Origin of the sequence: Actinokineospora sp. UTMC 2448 (assembly GCF_024760565.1) — a bacterium.
GTDB classification, from domain to species: Bacteria; Actinomycetota; Actinomycetes; order Mycobacteriales; family Pseudonocardiaceae; genus Actinokineospora; species Actinokineospora fastidiosa.
This window is the reverse complement of record NZ_CP031087.1, coordinates 5,708,120-5,733,167: the sequence shown is the minus strand read 5'-3', so window position 1 is coordinate 5,733,167 and position 25,048 is coordinate 5,708,120. Positions and strand designations below refer to the sequence as shown.

Sequence of the window (25,048 nt, the reverse complement as noted above, 5' to 3'; positions counted from 1 at the left end):
CGCCGCTTCCTCCGGTGTCGCACGGTGGAAGTGGGGCGGGCCGGGCGTTCTGATGCATGCTTGATCCGCAGAGCACGGGACGCCGCCGAGGGGCGGACGATTCCGCGTGGCCGAAACCTCCGTGGGCGGTGAGTGTGGGCAACGATCTGATCGCCACCCGGACGGTTCCGCCGAGCCGGTCGGCGGACCACGTGCTGGTGCACCGCCCGGGCGTCGAACGCGTCGTCGAGACCGAACTCCCGACGGGCCTGCCGGTCGGCCCGGCCGTCGCCGCCCTGGCCCGCACGGCGTCCGCGCTGCGGCCCGGCGTGCCGCTGCTGGCGGACGTCGACTTCGTCCGACCGCTGGAAACCACCGTCGTCCGGCTCACCGGCCAGGTCCGGGACGGAGCCGTCGACCTGGCCGTCCGCGCCGGGGACAGCGACCTCATCCGCGCACAGGCGCGCTTCCCGCGCCCCGACCTCCCCGAGCGCCCGCCGACCGACGCCCTCGCGCTGCCGCCCTATCCCGTCGAGGCGGGCCTGGCCTACCGCAAGACGGGCGCGCGGCACGCCGTCGCCGACGTGGAGACCCGCGACGCGGTCCTGCGGGCGATCCGGTGCTGCATCCCGGACGCGACCCTGGTCCCGCTGCGGATCGAGCGCCTGTATCCCGCCGCCCGCCACACCGGACCCCTGGTCGTGGACGCGCGCGAGCGGTCCCAGGACGGCGACACCCACTTCTTCGACGTCGACCTGCTCGACCCGGCGGGCGCCGTCGTGGAGCGCTGGGAGGGACTGACGGTGCGCGCCGTGCGCGACCGGGACCCGTCCGCGCCCTGGCACCCCCTGCTGATCGGCGGCTACCTGGAGCGGGCGCTGGAGAAGCGGCTGGGCGGCCGCCGCGCGATCGCCGTCGAGCCCGACCCGCCCGTCGGGGACCGGCGCGCGCAGACCGACCTCGCCGCCAGCCGCGCCCTCGGCCGCCCGGTCCGCGTCCGGCACCGCCCGGACGGCAAGCCGGAGATCGACGGCGCCTCGATCACCGCGTCGCACGGCGCGGGCGTGACCATGGTCGCCGTCGGAGCCGGACGCCTCGGCTGCGACGTGGAGACCGTGCTCGACCGCGACGCCCGGACCTGGGCCGACCTGCTGGGCCGGGCCCAGGTGCCGGTGCGCGACCTGGTCGCCGCCGAGGCGGGCGAGTCGGCCGCCGCGGCGAGCACCCGGGTCTGGAGCGCGCTGGAGTGCCTGCGCAAGACCGGGTCGGTCACGCAGGCGCTCACCGTCGACCGGGTCGAGCCGGGGGGATGGGTCGTGCTGTCCGCCGGGGATTCCCGCATCGCCACCTGGGTGACCACCATCGCCGATCTCACCGCACCGGTGGTCTTCGCCGTCCTGTCGGGAGAGGAGTGATTTGGACACCATGGCCGGGTACTTCGAGATCCGCCACACCGTCGGGTTCGAGGAGACGAACTTCGTCGGCAACGTCTACTACGTCAACTACCTGAGGTGGCAGGGCCACTGCCGCGAGCGGTTCCTCACCGAGAAGGCGCCCGGGGTGCTGGCCGAGATCATGCACGACGATCTGAAGCTGTTCACCCTCAAGGCGGACTGCGAGTTCTTCTCCGAGATCACCGCGTTCCACAACCTGTCGATCAGGATGCGGTTGGAGGAGCTGACCCAGACGCAGATCGAGTTCGGCTTCGACTTCGTCCGGCTCGGCGACGACGGCCAGGAGACCCTGATCGCCAAGGGGCGGCAGCGGATCGCGTGCATGCGCGGCCCGAACAACGCCACCGTCCCCGCGCGGGTGCCCGCCGAGCTCAAGGCGGCACTGGCCCCGTACACCAGCGGCCGCGCGCTCGCGGGCCAGCGGACAGGAGGCTGACACATGGCACAAGACCGCCACCTCGCGCCGGTTCCGTCCGAGGGCGGCCCGCCCACCCCGTCGCCGAAGGTGCTGCGCGACGTCATGTCCCATTTCGCGACCGGGATCACCGTCCTGACCGCGGGCGGGGAGCACTGCAACGGCATGACGGCGAACGCCTTCAGCTCGGTCTCGCTCGACCCGCCGATGGTCCTGTGCTGCGTGGCCCGCACCGCGCACATGCACGAGACCATCCTGCGCACCCGGCACTTCGGGGTGAACGTGCTCAGCGCCGACCAGGAGCACATCGCCCGCTACTTCGCCAGCCGCGACCGGCCGAGGGGCATCGCCCAGTTCGCCACCGTCGAGTGGTTCCCCGGACGGCACACCGGGTCGCCGCTGCTGAAGGGCTCGCTGGCCTGGCTGGAGTGCGAGCTGGCCGAGGTCTACCACGGCGGCGACCACTCCATCTTCCTCGGCACCGTCCTGGACGCCGCCAAGCGCAACGGCGACGCGCTGCTGTTCTTCGGCGGCGGCTTCCACCAGGGTCTGCCCTCGCCGCACAGCGCCTGACCCGCTCCGCCTCGCCCGCGATCCCCGCCAGGGGTCGCGGGCGAGGCGCGTTCCGGGCTTGCTCCCGTCTTTAGACCTGCCTGGAACCGTCCGGTGTGTGGAAGCAGGCACCGGGAGGACAGCGATGGCGAGCCCAGACCCCGCCCGCACGGTGGTCGACATCGTGACAGGCACCTGGCGGGCGCAGGCCCTGCACGCCGCGGTGACGCTGCGCCTGCCCGACCTCGTCGCCGCGGGCCACGACACCGGCCCCGACCTCGCCGCGAAGGCCGACGCCGACACCGACGCCGTCGTGCGCCTGATGCGGCTGCTGACCGCGATCGGCGTGTTCGACGGCGACGAGACCGGCTACCGCCCGACCGCGGTCTCCGAACTGCTGCGCGACGTCCCCGGCTCCATGCGCGACATGTGCCTGCTCTACGGCGCGGAGTTCCACCAGGCGTGGGGCGCCACGGCGGAGGCGGTGCGGACCGGCCGGTCGGGGTTCGCCCACGCCTTCGGCCGGACGCTGCACGGCTACCTGGCAGACGAGCCCGATGCGGGCCCCCGGTTCCTGCGCGCGATGAACGCGGGCAGCGTGTTCTTCACCGACGTGCCCGAGGTCCACGACTTCGCGGGCAGCCGGGTGATCGCCGACATCGCGGGCGGCAGCGGGATGCTGCTGTCCACAGTGCTCAAGGCGAACCCGGACGCCGTGGGCGTGCTGTTCGACCGCGAGCACATGCTCGCGACCGCGCGGGCGCACCTGGCCTCGACGCTGGAGCCGGGCCGCTTCGAGGTGGTGGCGGGCGACTTCTTCGACGCCGTGCCCGAGGGCGCGGACACCTACCTGCTCTCCCGCGTCCTGCAGGACTGGGACGACGACTCGTGCGTCACGCTGCTCACCAACGTGCGGCGGGCCATGAGCGAGGACTCGGCGCGGCTGGTCATCGTCGACCGGATCATCGAGGGCGACCGCGTCCTGCCCCTGCTCTACGACCTGCACCTGCTGATGATGGCGGGCGGCAGGCAGCGGACCTTGGACGGCTACCGGTCGCTGCTCGCCGCGTCGGGGCTGCGCCTGCTGGCCGTGCACGGGCTGGCGCTGGAGAACAGCCTGCTGGTCGTGGGGCCGGAGTGAGGCGATGATCCCCGTCGTCATCGTCGGAGCCGGACCGGTCGGTCTCGTGCTCGCGCTGTACCTCGACCACTACGGGATTCCCTGCACCCTGGTCAACGACGAGTCCACGGTCTGCGCCGTTCCCAGGGGCAACACGCACAACGCCAGGACCATGGAGCACTACCGCAGGCTGGGCCTGGCCGAGGAGGTCCGCGCGCTCGGCCTGCCCGCCGACCACCCCACCGACGTTGCCTACTTCACCCGCTACGGCGGCCACGAGCTGGCCCGCCTGCCGATGCCGTCGACGGCCCAGAAGCGGGCCGCGGTCCGGACGGCGGCGGCCACCGACCAGGTCCCAGAGCCGCTGCACCGCGCCAACCAGCTCTACGTCGAGCGGGTCCTGCTCGACCGGGCCAAGGCGCGGCCGCGCGTGACGCTGCGGTTCGGCTGCCGCGTCACGGCCGTGCGCCAGGACGCCGACTCCGTCACCATCAGCACCGAGCAGGGCGACCTGCGGTCCCGGTACGTCGTCGGCTGCGACGGCGCCCGTGGCGTCGTGCGGGCGGCGATCGGCGCGGAGTACCGCGGCGAGGGCGGCGTCGACCAGCCCGTCCTCGGCGGCCGGGCGATCGCGGCGCACCTGCGCGTCCCCGCTCTGCGCCACCGCGTCGGGCGGGCCGGGCGGGCGTGGGCGTACTGGGCGATCACCGAGGGGTTCGCGACCAACCTGATCTCCCTCGACGGCGCTGACGAGTACGTCCTGCTGACCAGCTCCGCCGACGCAGGCGGCGTGCCCGCGCTCGTGCGCCGGGCCGCTGGCGCGGACATCGAAGTCGACGTGCTCGGCCACCGGCGCTGGACGCCCGGCGTCGCGCTGGTCGCCGACCGCTTCGCCGACCGCAGGGTCCTGCTGGCCGGGGACGCGGCGCACCTGTTCACCCCGACCGGCGGATTCGGCATGAACACCGGCGTGGACGACGCGGCGAACCTGGCGTGGAAGCTCGCCGCCGCGCTGACCGGCTGGGGCGGCCCCGCCCTGCTCGACTCCTATGAGCGCGAACGGCGGCCCGTCGCGCTGCGCAACACGGCAGCGGCGCGGGAGCTGAACCGCGGCCTGGCCGGCCTCGCGCCGTCGGCCGAGCTGGAGAGCGACAGCCCGGAGGGCAGGCGGGAGCGGGCCCGCGTCGGCGCGCTGCTGGCGGCCCGCGGCGAGCAGTTCGCCTCGATCGGCGTCCAGCTGGGCGCGCGGTACGACGGCTCGCCGCTGGTGTGCGCGGACGGCGACCCGCCCGCCGACTCCCTTGTGGACTACACACCGTCCGGCGTACCCGGGGGGCGCGCACCGCACGCCTGGTGCACCGCCGGACGCGGGCCGGGCGACTCGCTGTTCGACCGCCTCGGCGACGGCTTCACCCTGCTGCGCCTGGGCGACCGGCCGCCGGAGGCGGGCGCGTTCACCGCGGCGGCCCGCGCCGCGGGCGTCCCGCTCACCGTGCTCGCGGTGCCGGACCCGGACGTCCGCGACCTCTACGGCCGGGACCTCGCGCTGGTCCGGCCCGACCACCACATCGCGTGGCGCGGCGACCGCGCGCCGGACGACGCCCGGGCCGTCATCGCCGCGGTCACCGGACACCAGGGGAGGACGGGCGATGCCCGCTGAAACGACCGTGCCCGTGCTGATCGTCGGCGGCGGCGGCTCCGGGCTCACCGCGTCGGTCGTCCTGGCCGACCTCGGCGTCCGGTCGCTGCTCGTGGAGCGGCACGCCACCACGTCGCGCTACCCCAAGGCGCACATCCTCAACGGCCGCACCATGGAGATCATGGCCCAGCACGGGCTGGCCGACGACATCTACCGCGAGGGCGCGCCGCCGGAGAAGTCCTCGGCGATGGTGTGGCTCACCAGCCTCGGCGGCGACGCCCCGTACGACAGGAAGGTGCTGCACCGCACCGACGCCTACGGCGGCGGGGCCCTCGCCGAGGAGTACGCGGCGGTGTGCGCGCAGCGGCACGCCAACCTCGGCCAGCGGTGGCTGGAGCCCCTGCTGCGGCGCCACGCCGAGCGGCGCATCCCCGGCGGCGTGCTGTTCCACCACGAGCTCGTCGGCTTCGAGCAGGACGCGACCGGCGTGACCGCCACCGTGCTCGACCGCGGCCGGGGCACGACCCTGCGCGTGCGCGCCGACTACCTGGTCGCCGCGGACGGCGGCAAGGCGGTCGGCCCGGCCCTGGGGATCGGCATGGCGGGCGCGCCGACCTTCACCCACTGGATCAACCTGCACGTCCGCGCCGACTTCTCCGCGTTCATCGAGCACGACGACGCCGTGGTCAACCGGGTCTCCTCGCTGACCGACGACGGCACGGTCGAGCACTGCGGCGTCGTCCCCATGGGCCCGACCCGGTGGGGCAGGCACAGCGAGGAGTGGACGCTGATGGTCGCCCGCCCGCCGGGAGCCGCCGCCGCGATGGACGACCGCGCCGTCGTGGACCTGGTCCGCCGCACGCTGAAGCTGCCTGCCTGCCACCCCATGGAGGTGCTCTCGATCAGCCGCTGGCCGGTCGAGGGCACCGTCGCCGAGCGCTTCCGCGACGGCCGGGTCTTCCTGGTCGGCGACGCCGCCCACCGGCACCCGCCCTCCGGCGCGCTCGGCCTGAACACCGGCATCCAGGACGCGCACAACCTGGCGTGGAAGCTGGCCGAGGTGCTGGCGGGCCGGGCCGACCCCGCGCTGCTGGACAGCTACGAGGCCGAGCGCCGCCCGGTGGCCCGCCGGGTGGTCGACCGGGCGCTGTACTCGGCGTTCAACCAGCTCGCGATCACCGCGGGCACCGGGGTCAGCCCGGCCGCCACGCCGGAGTGGAACCGCGCCCAGCTGACCGCGCTGTTCGCCGACACCGAGGACGGCCGCGCCCGCCGGGCGGTCATGGCCGAGTACTTCGCCACCAACCGGATCACCTCCCGGCACCTGGGCGTGGAGATCGGCTACGACTACAGCGGCTCCCCCTACGTCCTGCCCGACGGCACGCCCGCGCCCGAGACCGACCCGCTGGGCCTGCGCTGCGTGCAGACCGCGCGGCCCGGCCATCGGCTGCCGCACGCCTGGCTGGAGCGCGACGGCCGCGCGGTGAGCACGCACGGGCTCCTGCGCCCGGGCGCGTTCCTGCTGCTGGCAGGCGCGGAAGGCGGCCCGTGGCTGGACGCCGCCGCCGCGCACGGCGTCGACGCGCTGCGCGTCGGCCACGAGCTGCGCGACCCGGACGGGACCTGGACGTCCCTGCGCGGCCACGGCGAGCGGGGCGCGGTCCTGGTCCGCCCCGACGGCTTCGTGGCCGCCAGACAGCACTCCCACGACGACCCGCACGCGTGGCTCGCCCGCGCGCTGGCGGTTGCCAGGGGCCACCGAACACCCACCGAGGAAGGACACCGACCGATGACCACATGGGACGCCGACACCACCGAGGTGCTGGCCAAACTCAAGGAGTACGCGCTCGGCCCGATGCGGTTCATGAACGTGCTGAGCTGCTTCGAGCTGGGCATCGTGGACCTGCTGGCGAAGAAGCCCGGCCTGACCGCGCGGGAGATCGCCCAGACCGTCGGCGGCACCGAGTCGGCCATCGAGCAGCTGCTGTTCCTGCCCGTCAAGGACGACCTGATCAGCCACGACGAGACCACCGGCGGCTACGCGCTGTCCGGCCTGGCCCTGCCGTCGGAGGCCGATCTCAACCGGGTCGTGCCGTGGATGGACATGATCAAGGTGATCTGCCTGCGCCAGCTGTACTACCTGTCCGACAGCGTGCGCACCGGCAAGGTCGTCGGCCTCCAGCGGTTCTACGGCTTCGACGGCACGCTCTACGCGGCCACCGCCGAGAACGCGGACCTGCGCGCCTCGTGGAGCGCGATGATGGACTCGGTCACCGACTTCATCGACGAGTGGTTCTTCGCCCACTTCGACGTCGCCCCGGGCGCGCGGGTGCTCGACGTCGCGGGCAACACCGGGCTCGGCGCGATCCTCACCCGCAAGTTCAAGCCCGAGGCCGACCTGACGGTCGCCTGCTTCGACTTCCCGGAGAAGGAGGCCGACGCGCTGGCCAACTTCCGCGCGCACGGCGTCGCCGAGCACTGCTCGTTCATCGGCGGTGACGTCTTCCTCGGCCTGCCCACCGGCTTCGACGTGGTGATGATCAAGCACTTCCTGGACATGTTCGACCACGAGAACGTGCTGCGGATCATGCGCAACGTGCACGCCGCGCTCGAACCGGGCGGGCAGGTCTACATCCTCGTGCCGATCCACCCGGAGAACCTCAAGGACACCAGCTCGGTGGACTTCTTCCCGGCCTACTTCCTCGGCTGCACCATGGGCGAGGGCGGCCCCCAGAAGCTCTCCACCTACAGCCGGTGGCTGGAGGAGGCCGGGTTCGAGGTGACCGCCGCCCTCTCCCAGGACGTCGCCACGATGCCGCCCGACATGGTCCCCGTGCACGGCCTGCTGCGCGCGACCAGGAAGTGACATCCCGTCCGACACTGGGAGGAACCATGTACCTGCTGGGCGCGCACCGGTCGCCGGTGCGGCGGCTGCGCCTCGCCACCCGGAGGGACCTCGGCGCGGGCACCTTCTTCTGGCACGTCTGGGACATCGCCGACGACCCGGACCGCCCGCTGCTGCACCGGATCGAGAACGGCGCGGTGCGCGGCTACTCGCTGCGCGAGCTGCGGACCCGCGCCCTGCGCTACGCCAACTGGCACCGCGCGGCCGGGGTGCGCCCCGGCGCCCGCGTCGGCGTCTACACCACCGACGGCCTCGCGGGCCTGCTGCACCACATCGCGATCACCAGCCTCGGCGCGGCCACGGTGCTGACCAACCCGAACATGGCCCCGCCCGTGGCCGAGCACTACTTCGAGCGCACCGACACCACCCTCCTGATCGCCGACGCCGACCTCATCGCCGCCGCCTACCCCGGCAGCGGGCCGGCCGCCGGATCAGGCGGCCTGGTGACCGCGGCGGTGGCCGAAGTGGACCGGGAGGCTACCGACGCGTCCGTCCCGCCGGGGCACCCCTACCGCACCGCGGACGACGACATCGTCCTGGTGTCGCACTCCTCGGGGACGACGGGCGTGCCCAAGCCGACCTCGTTCGCCCACCGCACGTTCGCCGCGGGCAAGCGGGAGCGGCTGTGGAAGTTCCCATCCGCGCGCTCCGACCGCATGGTGACCGCGCTGCCGCAGAGCCATTCGGCGGGCATCAGCTACCTGAGCCTGGCCATCATGCTCGGCCTGCCCACGCTGATGACCGACGACCCGTCCGGCGCCGGGGTCGCCGAGGCGATGAACGCGTTCCTGCCCACCGTCGTGATCGGGTTCCCGATCTCGCTGGCGGACCTGCCGGTCGACCGGCTGTCCGACCGGGCCAAGCAGAGCGTCCACACCTGGATGGGCATGGGCGACGCGTCGCACGAGCGGCACATCCGCCCGCTGCTGCGCCTGGGCCGCAGGCCCACGCGCGGCGGATGGCTGCCCGGCTCGACCTATGTGGACGGACTCGGGTCCTCCGAGATGGGCATGGTGCTGTTCCGGAACGTCCACACGCCGGAGACGGACAACTACGGCCGCATGATCGGCAGGCCCGTCCGGGTCGTGCGGTCCGCCGCCGCGCTGGACGAGCGCGGCGCCGAGGTGCCGGTCGGGCAGGCGGGCCTGCTGGGCGTGCGCACGCCCAGCGTCACCCCCGGCTACGTCAACGCCCCCGACCTCACCGGCGACGCGATCCGCAACGGCTACTTCCTCACCGGCGACGTGGTGCGGCGCGACGCGGAGGGCAACTGGTACCACCTGGACCGCACCCCGGACGTGATCCGCACGGCCGACGGCCCGGTCTACAGCCTGCCGCTGGAAGAGGTCGTGCTGAACGCGACGGCCGCGTTCGACACCGCCGTCATCGCCGTCGACGACGGCGCGGGCGCGGCGAGACCCGCCGCCGTGGTGCTGTTCAAGGAACCGTCCCCGCACGACCCCCGGGAGCTGCTGTCGCGGTGCAACGGCGCGCTCGCGGCGGCCGGGCTGGCGCGGCTGGCCGCGCTCGTCGTCGCCCGCGACCGCGCGGAGCTGCCGGTCGGCGTGACCGGCAAGGTGCTCAAGAAGGTCCTCCGCGAGCGCCACGCCGACCTGCTCTCCGCGCCCGGGTCCCCGGCCGTCGCCGTCGACGCGGGCGCGCGGTCGGCGAGCGGGACGAACTAGCTCGATTCTCCAGACCCCGCTGCCAGAGTGGGAACCAGCTACGAGGGGAGCCGTGTGATGATCACGACCACGTTGACCGGCAAGTCGCTGCGCCTCGCCCGGCTGTCGCGCTCGGGGGACGGCCGGTTCCTGTTCGTCCCGCTGGACCACTCCGTGTCCGACGGGCCGATCGGCGACGTGGCGGGGTTCCCCCGGCTCGTCGAGGACATCGTCGCGGGCGGGGCCGACGGCGTGGTGGTCCACAAGGGACGCGCCCGGTTGATCCCCGCCAGCCTGCTGTCGGACTGCGGGCTGATCGTGCACCTGAGCGCCAGCACCGCGCACGCCCCCGACGTCAACGCCAAGGTGCTCGTCGGCGAGGTCGACGAGGCCGTCCGGCTCGGGGCGGACGCGGTGAGCGTGCACGTCAACATCGGCTCGGACACCGAGGCCGCCCAGCTGGGCGACCTGGGCATGGTCGCGTCCGAATGCGACCGCTGGGGCGTCCCGCTGCTGGCGATGATCTACCCGCGCGGCCCGCGCATCGACAACCCCGGCCTGCCCGAGCTGATCGCGCACGCTGCCAACATCGCCGCCGACCTCGGCGCCGACATGGTCAAGACCGTGATGGCGCAGCCGATCGAGCGGATGGCCGACGTGGTGGCTAGCTCGCCGCTGCCGGTGGTCGTCGCGGGCGGCGGCAGCGGCGGCGACCCGGCCGGGCTGGCCGCATCGGCCTTGGCGGCGGGCTGCCGGGGCCTCGCCGTCGGGCGCCGGGTGTTCACCAGCGCGTCGCCCCGGCTCACCGTCGCCGAACTGGCCGCCATCGTGCACGGCCGCGCCCCCTCCACCGAGTCCGAACCGCGAACCCGATTGGCAGGAGTGCTGTGAAACTCGCCTGGATCGATCTGCGCACCGTCCCGTCCGACCAGCGCGCGGCCGTCGTGGACGCGGCTGTCCACGCCCGCGTCGACGCCATCGTGGACAGCGACATGGCGGTGCTGGAGACCTTGCCCAACACCGTCAAGCGCGTCCTGGTCGACGGCGACGCGTCGGGGTCGGCCATCGACCTGCGGCCGGTCGCCGACGCCGCCGAGCTGGCCGCGCTCCCGCCGGAGGCCGCCGCCCTCGTCGACGTCGTCGACGACCGGACCCTGCGGCTGGCCTGCGACGCGGCGATCGCGATGCCGCACACCGTGGTGCAGTTCGCCGACCCGACGAAGATCCCGCTGGAGATCGTGATCGCCGCGGCCGACCGCTCGGCGGGCAACCTGGTCTGCCGCGCCGAGGACATCGAGGAGGCCCGGGTCATCGTCGACGTGCTGGAGAAGGGCTCCGAGGGCGTGCTGCTGGCCCCGAGGTCCGCGGGCGACGTCTTCGAGCTGGTGCGGATGCTGCGCGCCACCACCCCGGACCTGACGCTGGCCAAGCTGAGCGTCGACCGGATCACCCACCTCGGCCTCGGCGACCGCGTCTGCATCGACACCTGCAGCCACTTCGACGAGGACGAGGGCATGCTCGTCGGGTCCTACGCGCACGGGTTCGTGCTGTGCTGCAGCGAGACCCATCCGCTGCCCTACATGCCGACCCGCCCGTTCCGGATCAACGCGGGCGCGCTGCACTCCTACGTGCTCGGCCAGGACAACCGCACGAACTACCTCAGCGAGCTGAAGTCCGGCGACGCGGTCCTGGCCGTCGGCGCGGACGGGCGGACCCGGCGCATCGTGGTCGGCCGCATCAAGCTGGAGTCCCGGCCGCTGCTGGGCATCGACGCCACGTCGGAGGACGGCGTCAAGGTCAACCTGATCGTGCAGGACGACTGGCACGTGCGGGTGCTCGGCCCCGGCGGCGCGGTGCTGAACGTGACCGAGCTGAAGCCGGGCGACGCCCTCCTCGGCTACGTGGCCACCGACAAGCGGCACGTGGGCTGGCCCGTCGGCGAGTTCTGCGTCGAGAAGTGAGCACCGGGAGGAACCGATGCGGTCCTGGTGGGGCGCCGAGCTGATCGACCACCGCCCGGACGACGCCGTCTGGGCCGTGGCGCACCACCCGGTGACCGTCGGCAGGCTGCGCGCCGAGACGCAGGCGCTGGCACGGCTGTTCCGGGTGCAGGGCGTCCGCGCGGGCACCACGGTCGCCCTGCACGGGCGTCCCAGCCTCACCCAGCTCTGGGCGCTGTTCGCGCTGTGGTCGCTCGGCGCTCAGGTGGTCCAGCTCGAACCGGGCGTCGGCGCGGCCGACCGGCGGGCGCTGCTGGCGCTGTGCGCGCCGCAGTACCTGGTCACCTTCGGCGCGCCCGGCACGGGCTTCGTCGCGGAGTGCTCCGTGCTGGTCCGCAGGCTGCCGGGCGGGCGGCCCGCCCGGTCGAGCCACTGCGTGGTCCAGTTCTCCTCGGGCACGACCGGGCGGCCCAAGGTGGTCGGCCGCACCTCGGAGTCCCTGCTCGTCGAGCTGGACCGCTGGCGGGCGCTGGCAGGCGGGCCTGCCGAGGGGGAGACCGTCGCGGTGCTGGAGTCGACCGCGCACTCCTTCGGCCTCATCGGCGGGCTGCTGCACGCGCTGGACGTGGGCGCGACGGTGATGTTCCCGCCGTGCCCGGTGTCGGCGGCGCACGCCGTGCTCGGCTCGCCGCGCCTGCTCGCCGGGCTCCTGGCCGCCGACCTGCCCCGGCTGCGGCTGGCGGTCTCCAGCGGCGAGCCGCTGCCCGCCGACACGCACGCGGCGTTCCTCGCCCGGTTCGGCGTCCGCGTCGGCCAGGCCTACGGCACCACCGAGACCGGGGTCATCGCCGCCGACCTCGCGGGCGTCTTCGGCCCGCCCACCGTGGGCGTCCCGGTGCCCGGCGTGCGGACCCGGGTGGTGGGCGGCGTGCTGGAGGTCCACGTGCCGCAGTCGCCGTACCTGGACCAGGACGAGCCGTGGACCGGCGGCTGGATGTCCACCCAGGACCTGGTCGCGGTCGACCAGGCCACCGGGGCCCTGCGGCTGCTCGGCCGGGCCACCACGCCCGCGCTCGCCGAGATCGAGGCCGCCCTGCGCGCCCACCGGCACGTGACCGACGCCGTGGTGTTCGACGGCGAGCCGATCGAGGCGCACGTCGCCGCCACCGAGGACATCGAGCCCGGCGAGTTGCGCCGGTGGTGCCTGCGCCTGCTGGGCGCCGATCGCACGGTGCCCGCGCGCTACCACGTCGTCGGCGAACTCCCGCGCACCGCGAACGGGAAGCTCATGCGCGACCGGCGACAGATCCTCCACCAGCGCGGGGCGTGACCCGCCCCGCGCGAGAACCCGACAGCGAAGGAGCAGCCATGCCCGTGAGCGCCGGTGAGGTCTACCGCAACCCGCCGTGCAGGCAGCGCATCGTCGTGCGGACCCCGGCGGCCGAGACCGGCGGGACCGCATCGCTCATGGACCTCTACGTCGCGCCGGGCGGCTTCGCCGCCGACTACCACGTCCACCCGCTCAGCGAGGAGCGGTTCACGCTCGTGCGCGGTCGGCTGCGGGTGCACATCGACGGCCGGGACGTGATCCTCGACGAGCCCGGCCGGCACGTCGCCGTGCCGCCCGGCGTCACGCACCGCTTCTTCAGCGCCAGCGACCACGAGGAGACCTTCGCCGTGGTCGAGTTCCGCAACCGCGCCGACCGGTTCGAGACGCTGCTGCTGCGCCAGCTGTTCTGCCTGGCCGAGGACGGCAAGGCCGACGAGCACGGCGTGCCCGGCCTGCTGCAGCGCTCGGTGACCCTGCTGGAGTTCTCCGACGTCCTGCGGTTCACCAGCAGGCCGTGGCCGCTGCAACGCGCCGTCTACGGCGCCATCGCCCCGCTGGCGCGCCTGCTGGGCTACCAGGGGTGCAACCCGGAGTACCTGGGCCGCTGGTCGGGCGAGCGGGCCGACCTGGAGGACCTGCCCGCCGAGGTGACCCGCCACCTCACGGCCGCGTAGCCACCCCGACGGCCCCGACCCGCGCAGGGTCGGGGCCGTCGCGTCCTCAGCCCTTGCGCGCCAGGCTCCGCAGCCCGGCGAAGGCCACGACGCCCACCACGACCACGATCGCCGCCAGCAGGAACAACGCCGTGCGGATGCCGTCGGCGAGCGCGACGGGCCCGGCGCCCGCGCTGGACGCGATCGGGATGAGGATGGCGACGCCGACGGCGATCCCGAGCTGGAACGAGGTCTGCCGCACGCCCGCGGCCAGCCCCTGCTCGTGGTTGGCCACATTGGACGTCGCCGCCAGCGTCGAGGTGACCGTGGTCGCCATGAACGCCATCCCCATCGGCAGCAGCGCGATCGCGTACACCCAGATGTTCGTCTCCGGCGAGACCTGCGACGCCACCAGCGCGATGAGCAGCCCGGAGCCGACGGTGGCCGCGGTGACCGACACCCGCAGGCCCAGCCGGGTGATCAGCCTGCCGAGCACGAAGCCGAAGGAGATGTTCAGGACGCCGACCGGGGCGACGATCAGCCCGGCCTGCAGCGCCGAGTACCCGAGCACCTCCTGCAGGTACATCGTGACCAGCAGGTACGCCGACCCGGAGCTGATGCCCGACGCCACCGACACCAGGTTGGCAGCGCGCACGACCGGGGAGCGGAACAGCCCCAGCCGCACCAGCGGCTCCGGGTGCCTGCTCTCCAGCCACAGGAACGCCCCGAGCAGCGCGACGCCCGCGGCCAGCGGCCACAGGAACGCCCCCGAGGTGGGCCCGGAGGACACGCTCTGCGCGGGCGCGGCGACGAGCAGCGCCACGCCGAGGGTGATCAGGATGGCGCCCAGCACGTCGATCCGGTGCGGCTGCCTGGGCACGTCCGGGATGAACCGCGGCGCGAGCACCGCGACGAGCACGCCGACCGGGACCGTGGCGTAGAAGACGCCCTGCCAGCCCCATGCCTCCACCAGCAGCCCGCTGAAGACCAGACCGCTGATGAAGCCGACGACGGTGGCCATGCCGAACTTGCTCATCGCCTTGGCCCTGGCGGGGCCCTCCGGCACCGACGTGGTCAGCAGCGCCAGTGCGGTCGGCGCGATCAGCGCGGCCGAGAAGCCCTGCAGCACGCGGCCGATCACCAGCGTCACCGCGTCCTGGGCCAGCCCGCACAGCAGCGACGTGACGGCGAAGGCGACCATGCCGATCACGAACACCCGCCGCCTGCCGAGCAGGTCGCCGACGCGGCCGCACAGGATGAGGGCGCCGCCGAACGCGGTGTTGTACGCGGTGATCACCGACTGCACCGTGGTGGCGGAGAAGCCCAGCTCGTGCTGGATCTCCGGGATCGCGACGGTCACGATGGAGGCGTCCAGCATCACCATGAACTGGGCGCAGAGCATCAGGACCAGTCCGAACCCCGGACCTCGGGCGGCCGAGGTCGCCGCCCCGGTCGTCCGGGCTGCGGAGTGCGCGTTCATGGCAGTCCTTCCTCGTCGTTCGGGCCGGTCACAGCAGGGCGCCGTGGTCGGCTGAGCTGCGCGGCCGGGGGACCGGCGGGGCGGTCCACTCCAGGCCGGGGTGGCCGGTGAGGATGTGGGTGTAGAGCCGCTCGGTCTCCGGCGCGGGCGCCGCGCGGTGCTCGCGGGCCAGCTCGCGGCGCAGGTCGCCGTAGGCGGCGATGGCGTCGGCCTGCCGCCCCGCCCGGTACAGCGCCCGCATGAGCAGCCGGACCAGGCGCTCGTCGTCGGGGTGCAGGTGCGCCAGCCCGCTCAGCTCGCCGATGAGCTCCAGGTGGCGGCCCAGGCCCAGGTCGGCCTCGATGCGCGCGGCGACCGCGTCCAGCCGGTCGCGCTCGGCCCGGTCGATGGCCTCCTGCAGCAGCGGGCCGGACTCGACGTCGACCAGCACCCGGCCGCGCCAGAGGCCGAGCGCGTCGCGCAGCCGCCGTTGGGCCGCCGCGAGGTCGCCCGCCGCCAGCCGCTCCCGCCCGGCCGCGGCGGCGTCGGCGAAGGCGTCGAGGTCCAGCTCGCCCGGCCGCACGCGCAGCAGGTACCCCTGCTCGACGGTGACGAGCCGGTCGTCGTCGCGCAGCGCCTTGCGCACCTGCATGACGTAGGTGTGGACGGCGGCGACCGCGCGCGGGGGCGGGTCGTAGTCCCACAGCTCCCGCACGACCTGGGCCATGGAGACGGGCCGATTCGCGTTCGCCAGCAGCAGCGCCAGCAGAGCGCGCTGTTTCGGCGCGCTCGGCGTGACGTCCTCCCCGTCCTTGAGGACGGTAAGCGGACCAAGGATCAGAAACCTCACGAGCGTCCCCCGATGCGTCGTTCTCCGAAATGCGTGCGTGAGACCACGCCATTGAGCGCAAACACCGGCCGGGAAGCGGCGGTTGCAGGGGAGTGATGCAGGTCACAGATCGAATCGACAATAGTCCGTCTTCATGCGGAGTGTCCCGAATTCAACCCACCTTTGCTGGCGTATCTCCGCTGATCACGAGCACGAAGCGTGATCACTCGATCGGGGAAAACACACGAAAAGAGTAGCCCGAGCGGACTAATATCGAGGCCGAGAGTCCGACCGCTGGGGATGAATTGAAGGTCGCTCACGTTGGGGGAACATCCATGCGGATGAGTTTGCTCGGCCCTGTCGTCATATCGGCCGGGGGCGTCGATCGCGCGCCCACGGCGCCCAAGGTCCGCCAGCTATTGGCATTTCTCATGCTCAACGCCGACACGGTGGTGCGGTCCTCGGAATGCATCGAGGAGCTCTGGGCGCACTCGCCGCCCAAGAGCGCCATGTCCACCCTGCAGACCTACGTGCTGGAGATCCGCAGGACACTGCGCGCCGCGGGCGGCGGCGACGGACTGCTGCACACCCGCAACCCCGGCTACCAGCTCGACGGCCGCCGCGTCGACTGGGTCGAGTTCCAGCGGCTCGCCTCGGCCGGACGCGCCGCGGCGGCGGCTGGCGACCACCGGCAGGCCTCGGCCCGGCTGTCCGACGCGCTCGCGCTCTGGCGCGGCCCCGCGCTCGCCGACGTCAACCCCGGCCCGCTCAGCGCGGCCAAGGTCATCGAGTTCGAGGAGTCCCGCAAGGTCGTGCTGGAGCAGCGCATCGAGGCCGACCTCGCGCTCGGCAGGCACCGCGAGCTGCTCGACGAGCTGGAGCCGCTCACCGCCGCCTATCCGACCCACGAGAGCATCCACGCCCAGTACATGGTCGCCCTCTGCCGGTGCGACCAGTCCGAGCGCGCCCTCGCGGTGTACCAGCGGCTGCGCGCGGTCCTGGTCGACAACCTGGGCGTCGAGCCGACGCCGCGGCTGCGCAGGCTCCGGCAGGCCGTGCTCTCCCAGGAGCCGGTGCTGTCCTCGGCGCGGTTCGGCGGCACCCGGCGCGCCGCGCTCCCGTGCGCGGGCTACTGACCCGCTCACGCGGGCGCCGCCGCTGCCGGGGCGCAGTGCTTGCACGGCCGGTAGCCGTGCGCCCGCGCCTCCTCGACGGTCCGGAAGCCCCTGCGGTGGCGCTCGGTGATCCGCCGGGCGTTGGCGCAGGTCGGGTAGCACACGATGCGCGTGGTGTCGCTGCCGATGAAGAACACCCGGTGCCGGGCCAGGTCGCCCACCTCGTCGAGGTTGACCCGCTCGGCGCGCAGTAACCGCTCCTTCATGGCGGGCCCGAAGACGTAGCCGCCGGGCTCCCCGGTCGCCTTGGTGACCCGGTGGCAGGGCACGAGCAGCGGCACCGGGTTGTTCCCCAGCGCCGTGCCCACCGCGCGCACCGCCCTCGGCCTGCCGATCTGCGCGGCGACCCAGTTGTACGGCCGGGTCTGGCCGGCGGGGATGCGCCGGGTGGCGGCCAGCACGGCCCGCTCGAAGTCGCTGAGGCCGGGCAGGTGCAGCCGCAGCGCCCGGCTCGGCCGTCCGCTCAGCGCGGCCAGCACGCCGGCGGGCGGGGCGTCGGCGCGCCGCAGCGGGCGGCCGAACCGGGCGCGGTACGCGGCGCGGAACCCCGCGTCGCCGTCGGGCAGCGCGGCCGCGGGCCGGGCGTACTCGACCCCCTGCCGGGTGAACGCGAGGAACACCTCGCCCAGCGGGCCGGGGACGGCGACCCACGACGCGTACACCAGGTCGACCAGGCTGCGCGGTGGCTCCTCGGTCAGGTCGCCGAACGCGAACGGGTCCTCGGTGGTCATATCGCCCTCCTTCCGGCGGGGCTGGCGTTGCGATGGATGGTGCGCAGGGACGCCAGGCCGCGGGACACGTGCGACTTGGCGGTGCCCTCCGGGCAGCCGAGCACCTCGGCGACCTCGCCGATCGACATCCCGGCGACGTGCCGCAGCACCACGGCGGCCCGCTGGGGCGCGGGCAGGCGGGCCAGCAGCGCGCCCAGCTCGCGCTGGGTCTCGGCGCTCTCGGCCGCCTGCTCGACGCCGCGGCCGTCCGAGCGCGGCTCGGGCAGCTCCGCGGTCGGGATCGCGGCCGGGTGCCTGCTGGCGGAACGCAGCGAGTTGCGCCAGGTGTTGATGGCGATCGTCAGCAGCCACGGCCGCAGCCGCAGCGCCCTGATGCGCTCGCCGTCGTAGCCGAGCAGGGCGCGGTAGGCCCGCAGGAACGTCTCGGCGGCCAGGTCCTCGGCGTCCTGGTGCGCCCCGGTGACGCGCAGGGCCACGGAGTACACGACGCGCTCCTCGTGGCGCACGAGCACGGCGAACCCCTCGTCGAGGTCCTCGACGAGGCGGGTCAGCGTCGGGTCGGCGTGGGGGTCGTCCGACCGCGGCCGCGTGCCTGCGCGCGAGTCCTCCATACCCAACAGAACACCAGACCGGCGCGGAGCGTTGCACGCGGGTGGACGGGAACTTTAGCCCCGCCCGCGAGGCTGGCACCGGTCACCACCCGCGCACACAGGGAGGAATGCGGTGTCGACACACCTGTTCACCTCGGAGTCCGTGACCGAGGGGCATCCGGACAAGATCTGCGACGCCATCAGCGACTCGATCCTCGACGCGCTGCTGGCCCAGGACCCGCGCTCCCGCGTCGCGGTGGAGACGCTGGTGACCACCGGCCAGGTGCACGTGGCGGGGGAGGTCACCACCCGCGCCTACGCCGACATCCCCGCGATCGTGCGCGAGGTCGTCCTCGGCGTCGGCTACGACTCCTCGGCCAAGGGCTTCGACGGCAACTCCTGCGGCGTCAACGTCGCCATCGGCGCGCAGTCTCCGGACATCGCCCAAGGCGTGGACACCGCCTACGAGTCCAGGGTCGAGCACGCCGATGACGAGATCGCCCGCCAGGGCGCGGGCGACCAGGGCCTCATGTTCGGCTACGCCTGCACCGACACCCCTGAGCTGATGCCGCTGCCCATCGCCCTGGCCCACCGCCTGACCCGGCGGCTGACGCTGGTGCGCAAGCAGGGCGCGCTGCCCTACCTGCGCCCGGACGGCAAGACGCAGGTGACGATCGCCTACGAGGGCGACAGGCCGGTGCGGCTGGACACGGTGGTGGTGTCGTCGCAGCACGCGGCGGGCATCGATCTGGAGAACCTGCTGGGCGCCGACGTGCGGGAGCAGGTCGTGCTGCCCGAGCTGGCGAACCTGGAGCTGGACACCGAGGGCGTGCGGCTGCTGGTGAACCCGACCGGTCGCTTCGTCATCGGCGGCCCGATGGGTGACGCGGGCCTGACGGGTCGCAAGATCATCGTCGACACCTACGGCGGCATGGCCCGCCACGGCGGCGGCGCGTTCTCCGGCAAGGACCCGTCCAAAGTCGACAGGTCCGCCGCCTACGCCCTGCGCTGGGTGGCGAAGAACGCCGTGGCCGCTGGCCTGGCGGACCGCGTCGAGGTCCAGGTCGCCTACGCGATCGGCAAGGCCGCGCCGGTGGGGCTGTTCGTGGAGACCTTCGGCACCGAGAACGCCGACCCGGTGAAGATCCAGGAGGCGATCCGCGAGGTGTTCGACCTGCGCCCCGCCGCGATCATCCGCGACCTGGACCTGCTGCGGCCCATCTACGCCCCGACCGCCGCCTACGGGCACTTCGGGCGCACCGATGTCGACCTGCCGTGGGAGCGCACCGACCGGGTCGACGACCTGAAACTGGCGGTGAGCGGGTGAAGCGCATCGCCGTCACCGGCTCGATCGCCACCGACCACCTGGCGACCTTCCCCGCGCGGTTCACCGACCAGCTGGTCGCCGACAAGCTGACCCGGGTGTCCCTGTCGTTCCTGGTGGACGAGCTGTCGATCCGCAGGGGCGGGGTGGGCGCGAACATCGCCTTCGGCCTGGCGTCGCTGGGCATGGCCCCGCTGCTGGTCGGCGCGGTGGGCCGCGACTTCGACGACTACGCGGCCTGGCTGCGCCGCCACGGCGTCGACATCGGGTTCGTGCGGGTGTCCCGCGAGCGCTACACCGCCCGCTTCCTCTGCACCACCGACGTCGACCAGAACCAGATCGCCTCGTTCTACGCGGGCGCGATGCGCGAGGCGCGCGACATCGACCTGCGCCCGGTGCTCACCGGCCCGGACCGCGCCGACCTGGTCGTCATCGCCCCGAACGACCCCGACGCCATGCTCCGGCACACCGCCGAGTGCCGGGACCACCGCGCGCCCTTCGCCGCCGACCCGTCCCAGCAGCTCGCCCGGCTGCCCGCCGCCGCGATCGAGTCCCTGGTCACCGGCGCCCGCTACCTCTTCACCAACGACTACGAGCGCACCCTGCTGCTGGAGAAGACGGGGTGGACCGACCGCGACGTGCTGGCCCGGGTCGACACCTGGATCACCACCCTCGGCGACCGCGGCGCGCGGGTGGACCGCGCGGGCGCCGACCCGATCCTGGTCCCGGCCGCCCCACCACTGGACACAGTGGACCCGACGGGTGCGGGCGACGCCTTCCGCGCCGGATTCCTCTACGGCGTGGCGTGGAACCTGGGCCTGGAACGCGCGACGCAGCTGGGTTGTCTCGTGGCCACGGCGGCGCTGGAGACCCTCGGCACCCAGGAGTACACCCTCGACCGCACGGCCATCGCCAAACGCGCCGCGAGCACCTACGGATCGACCGCGGCCGGGGACATCGAGGCCGTGCTGCGCACCTGATCGCGGCTGTCGACGGCACAGCCGGACTTGACACGGTCCGGAGAATGGAAAATCGGCGTGCTCTCCAGAAATACCAGGAGAACCCGCCGAACCTGGTGCCAGATTAGCCGTTGTGAGGGGCATGTGTCAACTCAGGGGTACGACGAGGAACTGCGGTCCGAGCAGGACTACGTGTCCGGGCTCTACACGCGGCTCGACGCCCAGCGCGCGCGGATGAAGGCGAAGCACGCCGCCGCGCTCGGGGGAACCGGCGGAACGGCCATGGAGCGCGACGACGAGGTCCGCGCCCTGGCCAAGGAGGTCCGGCGGCTGGACGTCGCGGACAACGGCCTGTGCTTCGGCAGGCTCGACAGCCTCTCCGGCGAGGTGTCCTACATCGGCCGGATCGGGATCTTCGACGAGGAGAACGGCTACGAGCCGCTGCTGCTGGACTGGCGCGCGCCCGCGTCGCGCGCGTTCTACGTCGCCACGGCGGTCAACCCGGAGAACACCCGGCGCCGCCGCCAGTTCCACACGCGCGGGCGGCGCGTGCTCGACTTCACCGACGAGGTGCTCGGCCGCCCCAGCGGCGAGGAGCGCGGGGACGCTGCCCTGCTCGCGGCGGTGAACGCGCCGCGCGGCGAGGGCATGCGCGACATCGTCGCGACGATCCAGGCCGAACAGGACGAGATCATCCGCCTCGACCACCCGGGCGTGCTGGTGATCGAGGGCGGCCCGGGCACCGGCAAGACGGTGGTGGCGCTGCACCGCGTCGCGTACCTGCTCTACACGCAGCGGGAGCGGATGGAGCGCCACGGCGTGCTCGTGGTCGGGCCGAACCCGGCGTTCCTGAACCACATCGGCCGCGTCCTGCCGTCGCTGGGCGAGTCCGACGTGGTGTTCATGACCACCGGCGACTTCGTGCCCGGGCTGCGCGTCACCGCCGAGGACACCGAGCGGGCGGCGCGGATCAAGGGCTCGCTGAAGATCCTCGACGTGCTCGCGGCCGCCATCGCCGACCGCCAGCGGCTGCCGGAGGAACCGCTGCTGATCGATCTGGCGGACACCACCGCCCGCATCGACGCCCCGACCGCCGAGTGGGCCAGGGAGGAGGCCCGCGCCAGCGGCCTGCCCCACAACGAGGCCCGCACCGTGTTCACCGACATCGTCACCTACGTCATCACCGAACGCGCGATCGCCAGGATCGGCCGGGGCTGGCTCACCCGCGACGACCGCGACGGCTGGGAGCAGCTGCGCGCTGACCTGCTCAAGGAACTGGCGGAGAACGAGAAGTTCACCGCGGCGATCGACCAGCTCTGGCCGATCCTGACCCCGGAGTCGCTGCTGGCCGAGCTGTACGAGTCCCCGACCCGCCTGCGCGCCGCGGGCGCCGACGAGTCCCTGCACCGCGCCGACGGCGCCGCGTGGACCGTGTCCGACGTGCCGCTCCTCGACGAGCTGGTCGACCTCCTGGGCCGCGACAAGTCCGCCGACCGGACCGCGGAACGCGAACGCAAGGCCGAGGCCGAGTACGCGGCGGGCGTCCTGGACCTCCTGGTCGACCGCCAGGACTCCATGGACGACGAGGACCACCTCTACGCCACCGACCTCCTCTACGCCGAGGACCTGGCCGACCGCTTCCTCGAACGCGACACCCGCACCCTGGTGGAACGCGCCTCAGCCGACCGCGACTGGACCTACCGCCACGTGGTGGTGGACGAAGCCCAGGAGCTGTCCGAAATGGACTGGCGAGTCCTGATGCGCCGCTGCCCCAACCGCTCCTTCACGGTAGTAGGCGACCTGGCCCAACGCCGCTCCCCAGCAGGCGCGAAGACCTGGGCCGCGATGCTGAACCCCTACGTCCCCGACCGCTGGGTGTACCGCAAGCTCACGGTCAACTACCGCACCCCCGCCGAGATCATGGCAGTGGCCGCCGGAGTCCTGGCCGACTTCGCCCCCGACGTCCAACCCCCCGACTCCGTCCGCTCCTGCGGGGTCCACCCGTGGTCCAAGCAGGTAACCGCCGCCGACCTCCCCGCGGAGATCGCCGCCTTCGTCGAATCCGAGTCCACCCAAGAAGGCACAAGCATCGTCATCGGCCCCCCAGGCGTCCCCGGCGCAGTACCCCCCTCCCAGACCAAGGGCCTCGAATTCGACGCCGTCCTCGTCGTCGAGCCCGCCCGCATCCTCACCGAAAACCCCCGAGGAGCAGCCGAACTCTACGTAGCCCTAACCCGAGCCACCCAACGCCTAGGCGTCCTCCACCAGGACCCGTTGCCCGCAGCCCTGTCCGGCCTGGCCGAACCGGTGACCCACTCCGGCTAGGGACCAACCGGCCAGCCTCCGCCCGGAGGCTGGCCGCGCGGCTCCAACTCGCACCTCACCTGAGCACCCGGCACCAGGACCCGCGCCCGAGAGCAGCGATCCGCACCACCGATCCGCCGCGATCCAGGCCGATGTCCTAGCCCCCGACTGCTCGGCTCTAGGCCTCGACAACCCCGCTGTCCTCGGGTTTCCGGAGGGCGGGTCAGGCCTTCAGGCTGCCGCTAACCCTGCTTGCTGGTGGCGTATGGGGTGAATGGTCGAACCTGGAGCGTTGGCGATCAGTTCGACGTCAGCGGTGATCGTCTATGCGAGCAGCACTCCGGTCACCAGGTTCAACGTCGCCGGCACGTTCACTCACGCTCTGACTTCGACTAACAGGCTGCAAGAGGCCGTCCAATCTGGCTCCGTGGCTCCGGGGCGTACGCCTACCGAAGAGGGATACGACGACCAGCGATGGCCGGACAGCGATGAGCCGAGCAACCCGGACAAGTATGGTGGCCTGGGACGTAGCCCGAACCTTGAGGCGAGACATGCCCAACAGGTCGTAAACCGTGATGGGGGAACGGTCAACTGCTGACCGTGGAAGGGCCGTAGAGGTGCACGCCGAGGTCAAACACTTCATCTCACCCGACATTGATCTGTCCGACCCGACGGCCGACTTCCCCGACGACGGTGCGGTGCTGATCGTGGCACTCGTTGGTCCGAAAGGGGGTGAGGGTGAGGAGTCGCTGCAGTTCGAGGTGATGACGCCGAATGGCCTGGCCCGGCGATTAGAAGCCCTGCGGATCGTGTTCGGCCAGGGCTTGGTAATCGTCGATCACGCGCGGGTCGGCGTGGTGCTCGGCCTGATCCGCGCCCGGATCGAACGCGTTGAGGGACAGGCCTGGTCCGACGTGGCTCGGCGGTTGAGCAGATTGGGGGACATGGAGGGGGAGGACTGACGAGGTCGACCGGACAACTGTCGGCCGCGACGGATGGCCGGTCGCCTGGTAGATACGACCGCACCGCACAACTCGCCCAACAGGTTGCTCGCGGTCCTTGGTGATGAAGCGGTCGGCGTTGAGGCGCCGTTCGGGTTGGCACCGGGTTTGAGGCCGATGAATATTCTCCGGAGTCACACGACGACGTTGATGCACGGCATCGACCTCTCGTTCGAACTCGCCACCGCACGCGGACGCTGGCCGGGGACTACCTGCTCCAAGAGTCCTTGGTCTATACGACATCTCCGGGCGGGAATCTGCGCCTTACCCATGACATGCCTCTCGAAGAGGCGTCCGCCTTGCTCGAACTCAAGGTCCAGGCCGCGCTCGAACCAACCAGGCGTCGTGCCGCCGACACGCCCTGCGTGGGAAGCTGGAACGGGCACTGCTTCGCCCGCTGACATCTATCGAGCTGGAGTGGCGGATGAGGTTTCGGGTCAAGCGGGCGGCGCTTGCGGCTTACCTGATCACAGTCCTGTCCGCGTGCGGCGGCGGCCCTGCCGCGGAGCTGAACCAGGCCATGTCGGACGAGGTGCACGGTCTGATGAAGACGAACGGCCCGGTCACGCCGTTCTCGGAGATGACCGACTGGGAGTGGGATGAAATCCACGTCTTCGACCTCAACGACACGCCCCGCTGGGAGATCGAGAAGCGGCTCCCCGTCGCTGACCTCTCGTTCCCGAGCACCGGCAGCGGTCTGTTCGTCTACCTCGACGCTGGGCGTCTGGTCCGCGCCGACGTGATCGGCGTGGACGAGATCTGCCCAGGCGTCTACACCCCCACCGCGGTCGTCGACCCCAAGGCCGGATGTTGGCTACAAGACGAGAACATGCGCCGCTTCCCTCCCACGTGACGGCCCCGCGATGCCACACCCATCCGATTCGATGCGGGTAGTTCACTCGAAGGAAGCGCCGCCATGCATCCTGAACTTCAGCGACGCTCACCGTCCTGCCCGACGAACGCGACTCTGACCCCCTCACCGCCCAACGCTAATCGGGACAACTGGTGGACGATGAGTGCGGCCT

At 72.7% G+C, this 25,048-nt stretch carries 21 protein-coding genes; 17 read left to right on the top strand and 4 right to left on the bottom strand.

Features of this window, described 5'->3' with window-relative positions; translation table 11 throughout:
* Nucleotides 1–134: 134 nt before the first annotated feature.
* From Actkin_RS26170 to Actkin_RS26120, 11 genes are all read left to right on the top strand, one after another.
* The gene (locus Actkin_RS26170; RefSeq protein WP_258904611.1) at nucleotides 135–1,394 is read left to right on the top strand and encodes a polyketide synthase dehydratase domain-containing protein; all 1,260 of its coding nucleotides are present in this window, start codon (nucleotides 135–137) and stop codon (nucleotides 1,392–1,394) included.
* Nucleotides 1,395–1,404: 10 nt separating this feature from the next.
* Nucleotides 1,405–1,869 (top strand): acyl-CoA thioesterase, encoded by a 465-nt coding sequence (locus tag Actkin_RS26165; RefSeq protein WP_189214090.1) that lies wholly within the window; start codon nucleotides 1,405–1,407, stop codon nucleotides 1,867–1,869.
* 3 nt (nucleotides 1,870–1,872) lie between these two features.
* Nucleotides 1,873–2,421 (top strand): flavin reductase family protein, encoded by a 549-nt coding sequence (locus tag Actkin_RS26160; protein ID WP_396122845.1) that lies wholly within the window; start codon nucleotides 1,873–1,875, stop codon nucleotides 2,419–2,421.
* Nucleotides 2,422–2,545: 124 nt separating this feature from the next.
* Nucleotides 2,546–3,541: a methyltransferase gene (locus Actkin_RS26155; protein WP_258904610.1), complete on the top strand. Its 996-nt coding sequence runs from the start codon at nucleotides 2,546–2,548 to the stop codon at nucleotides 3,539–3,541.
* Nucleotides 3,542–3,545: 4 nt separating this feature from the next.
* Nucleotides 3,546–5,180: an FAD-dependent monooxygenase gene (locus Actkin_RS26150; RefSeq protein ID WP_258904609.1), complete on the top strand. Its 1,635-nt coding sequence runs from the start codon at nucleotides 3,546–3,548 to the stop codon at nucleotides 5,178–5,180.
* Complete coding sequence (locus Actkin_RS26145) at nucleotides 5,170–8,025, top strand: FAD-dependent monooxygenase (protein ID WP_258904608.1); 2,856 nt, start codon at nucleotides 5,170–5,172, stop codon at nucleotides 8,023–8,025. Before Actkin_RS26150 ends, Actkin_RS26145 begins: the two co-directional genes overlap by 11 nt.
* Nucleotides 8,026–8,051: 26 nt before the next feature.
* Entirely contained in the window at nucleotides 8,052–9,749 is a 1,698-nt protein-coding gene (locus tag Actkin_RS26140; RefSeq protein ID WP_258904607.1) for a class I adenylate-forming enzyme family protein, read from the top strand.
* 57 nt (nucleotides 9,750–9,806) lie between these two features.
* The gene (locus Actkin_RS26135; RefSeq protein WP_258904606.1) at nucleotides 9,807–10,619 is read left to right on the top strand and encodes a 2-amino-3,7-dideoxy-D-threo-hept-6-ulosonate synthase; all 813 of its coding nucleotides are present in this window, start codon (nucleotides 9,807–9,809) and stop codon (nucleotides 10,617–10,619) included.
* A complete protein-coding gene (locus tag Actkin_RS26130; protein ID WP_258904604.1) occupies nucleotides 10,616–11,689 on the top strand; it encodes a 3-dehydroquinate synthase II family protein in 1,074 nt (357 codons plus the stop codon). Before Actkin_RS26135 ends, Actkin_RS26130 begins: the two co-directional genes overlap by 4 nt.
* A 16-nt stretch (nucleotides 11,690–11,705) precedes the next feature.
* Nucleotides 11,706–12,998: a class I adenylate-forming enzyme family protein gene (locus tag Actkin_RS26125; RefSeq protein WP_189214098.1), complete on the top strand. Its 1,293-nt coding sequence runs from the start codon at nucleotides 11,706–11,708 to the stop codon at nucleotides 12,996–12,998.
* Between the two features lie 38 nt (nucleotides 12,999–13,036).
* The gene (locus tag Actkin_RS26120) at nucleotides 13,037–13,672 is read left to right on the top strand and encodes a cupin domain-containing protein (protein WP_189214099.1); all 636 of its coding nucleotides are present in this window, start codon (nucleotides 13,037–13,039) and stop codon (nucleotides 13,670–13,672) included.
* 46 nt (nucleotides 13,673–13,718) lie between these two features.
* Here the strand turns inward: Actkin_RS26120 and Actkin_RS26115 are convergent, their stop codons facing one another.
* Both Actkin_RS26115 and Actkin_RS26110 read right to left on the bottom strand, forming a co-directional pair.
* Nucleotides 13,719–15,131, bottom strand: coding sequence for an MFS transporter (locus Actkin_RS26115; RefSeq protein ID WP_258904603.1), 1,413 nt, complete (start codon nucleotides 15,129–15,131; stop codon nucleotides 13,719–13,721).
* A 28-nt stretch (nucleotides 15,132–15,159) separates the two neighbouring features.
* The gene (locus Actkin_RS26110) at nucleotides 15,160–15,960 is read right to left on the bottom strand and encodes an AfsR/SARP family transcriptional regulator (protein WP_258904602.1); all 801 of its coding nucleotides are present in this window, start codon (nucleotides 15,958–15,960) and stop codon (nucleotides 15,160–15,162) included.
* Nucleotides 15,961–16,274: 314 nt separating this feature from the next.
* Between Actkin_RS26110 and Actkin_RS26105 the strand changes: the two genes are divergently transcribed.
* Nucleotides 16,275–17,075 (top strand): AfsR/SARP family transcriptional regulator, encoded by an 801-nt coding sequence (locus Actkin_RS26105; RefSeq protein WP_309569083.1) that lies wholly within the window; start codon nucleotides 16,275–16,277, stop codon nucleotides 17,073–17,075.
* Between the two features lie 5 nt (nucleotides 17,076–17,080).
* Here Actkin_RS26105 and Actkin_RS26100 read toward each other — a convergent pair whose 3' ends face one another.
* Nucleotides 17,081–17,845, bottom strand: coding sequence for a methylated-DNA--[protein]-cysteine S-methyltransferase (locus Actkin_RS26100; RefSeq protein WP_258904600.1), 765 nt, complete (start codon nucleotides 17,843–17,845; stop codon nucleotides 17,081–17,083).
* Entirely contained in the window at nucleotides 17,842–18,456 is a 615-nt protein-coding gene (locus tag Actkin_RS26095) for an RNA polymerase sigma factor (protein WP_189214104.1), read from the bottom strand. The genes Actkin_RS26100 and Actkin_RS26095 overlap by 4 nt, the downstream gene beginning before the upstream one ends.
* Before the next feature lie 124 nt (nucleotides 18,457–18,580).
* Between Actkin_RS26095 and metK the strand changes: the two genes are divergently transcribed.
* From metK to Actkin_RS26070, 5 genes are all read left to right on the top strand, one after another.
* Nucleotides 18,581–19,762 (top strand): methionine adenosyltransferase, encoded by a 1,182-nt coding sequence (gene metK / locus Actkin_RS26090; RefSeq protein ID WP_189214124.1) that lies wholly within the window; start codon nucleotides 18,581–18,583, stop codon nucleotides 19,760–19,762.
* On the top strand, nucleotides 19,759–20,739 hold the full coding sequence (locus Actkin_RS26085) for a carbohydrate kinase family protein (protein WP_258904598.1): 981 nt from the start codon (nucleotides 19,759–19,761) through the stop codon (nucleotides 20,737–20,739). Before metK ends, Actkin_RS26085 begins: the two co-directional genes overlap by 4 nt.
* Nucleotides 20,740–20,862: 123 nt before the next feature.
* Complete coding sequence (gene helR / locus Actkin_RS26080; protein WP_258904597.1) at nucleotides 20,863–23,043, top strand: RNA polymerase recycling motor ATPase HelR; 2,181 nt, start codon at nucleotides 20,863–20,865, stop codon at nucleotides 23,041–23,043.
* Between the two features lie 596 nt (nucleotides 23,044–23,639).
* Nucleotides 23,640–23,984: an Imm8 family immunity protein gene (locus Actkin_RS26075; RefSeq protein ID WP_258904596.1), complete on the top strand. Its 345-nt coding sequence runs from the start codon at nucleotides 23,640–23,642 to the stop codon at nucleotides 23,982–23,984.
* A gap of 463 nt (nucleotides 23,985–24,447) precedes the next feature.
* On the top strand, nucleotides 24,448–24,876 hold the full coding sequence (locus Actkin_RS26070) for a hypothetical protein (protein WP_258904595.1): 429 nt from the start codon (nucleotides 24,448–24,450) through the stop codon (nucleotides 24,874–24,876).
* Nucleotides 24,877–25,048: the final 172 nt, after the last annotated feature.

Coding starts and splice junctions, on each gene's coding strand:
- Actkin_RS26160 (WP_396122845.1), top strand. CDS start 1,873: ATGGCACAAGACCGCCACCTCGCGCCGGTTCCGTCCGAGGGCGGCCCG.
- Actkin_RS26150 (WP_258904609.1), top strand. CDS start 3,546: ATGATCCCCGTCGTCATCGTCGGAGCCGGACCGGTCGGTCTCGTGCTC.
- Actkin_RS26135 (WP_258904606.1), top strand. CDS start 9,807: ATGATCACGACCACGTTGACCGGCAAGTCGCTGCGCCTCGCCCGGCTG.
- Actkin_RS26140 (WP_258904607.1), top strand. CDS start 8,052: ATGTACCTGCTGGGCGCGCACCGGTCGCCGGTGCGGCGGCTGCGCCTC.
- Actkin_RS26105 (WP_309569083.1), top strand. CDS start 16,275: ATGCGGATGAGTTTGCTCGGCCCTGTCGTCATATCGGCCGGGGGCGTC.
- Actkin_RS26125 (WP_189214098.1), top strand. CDS start 11,706: ATGCGGTCCTGGTGGGGCGCCGAGCTGATCGACCACCGCCCGGACGAC.
- Actkin_RS26120 (WP_189214099.1), top strand. CDS start 13,037: ATGCCCGTGAGCGCCGGTGAGGTCTACCGCAACCCGCCGTGCAGGCAG.
- Actkin_RS26155 (WP_258904610.1), top strand. CDS start 2,546: ATGGCGAGCCCAGACCCCGCCCGCACGGTGGTCGACATCGTGACAGGC.
- Actkin_RS26115 (WP_258904603.1), bottom strand. CDS start 15,131: ATGAACGCGCACTCCGCAGCCCGGACGACCGGGGCGGCGACCTCGGCC.
- Actkin_RS26100 (WP_258904600.1), bottom strand. CDS start 17,845: ATGACCACCGAGGACCCGTTCGCGTTCGGCGACCTGACCGAGGAGCCA.
- Actkin_RS26095 (WP_189214104.1), bottom strand. CDS start 18,456: ATGGAGGACTCGCGCGCAGGCACGCGGCCGCGGTCGGACGACCCCCAC.
- Actkin_RS26145 (WP_258904608.1), top strand. CDS start 5,170: ATGCCCGCTGAAACGACCGTGCCCGTGCTGATCGTCGGCGGCGGCGGC.
- Actkin_RS26165 (WP_189214090.1), top strand. CDS start 1,405: ATGGCCGGGTACTTCGAGATCCGCCACACCGTCGGGTTCGAGGAGACG.
- Actkin_RS26070 (WP_258904595.1), top strand. CDS start 24,448: ATGAGGTTTCGGGTCAAGCGGGCGGCGCTTGCGGCTTACCTGATCACA.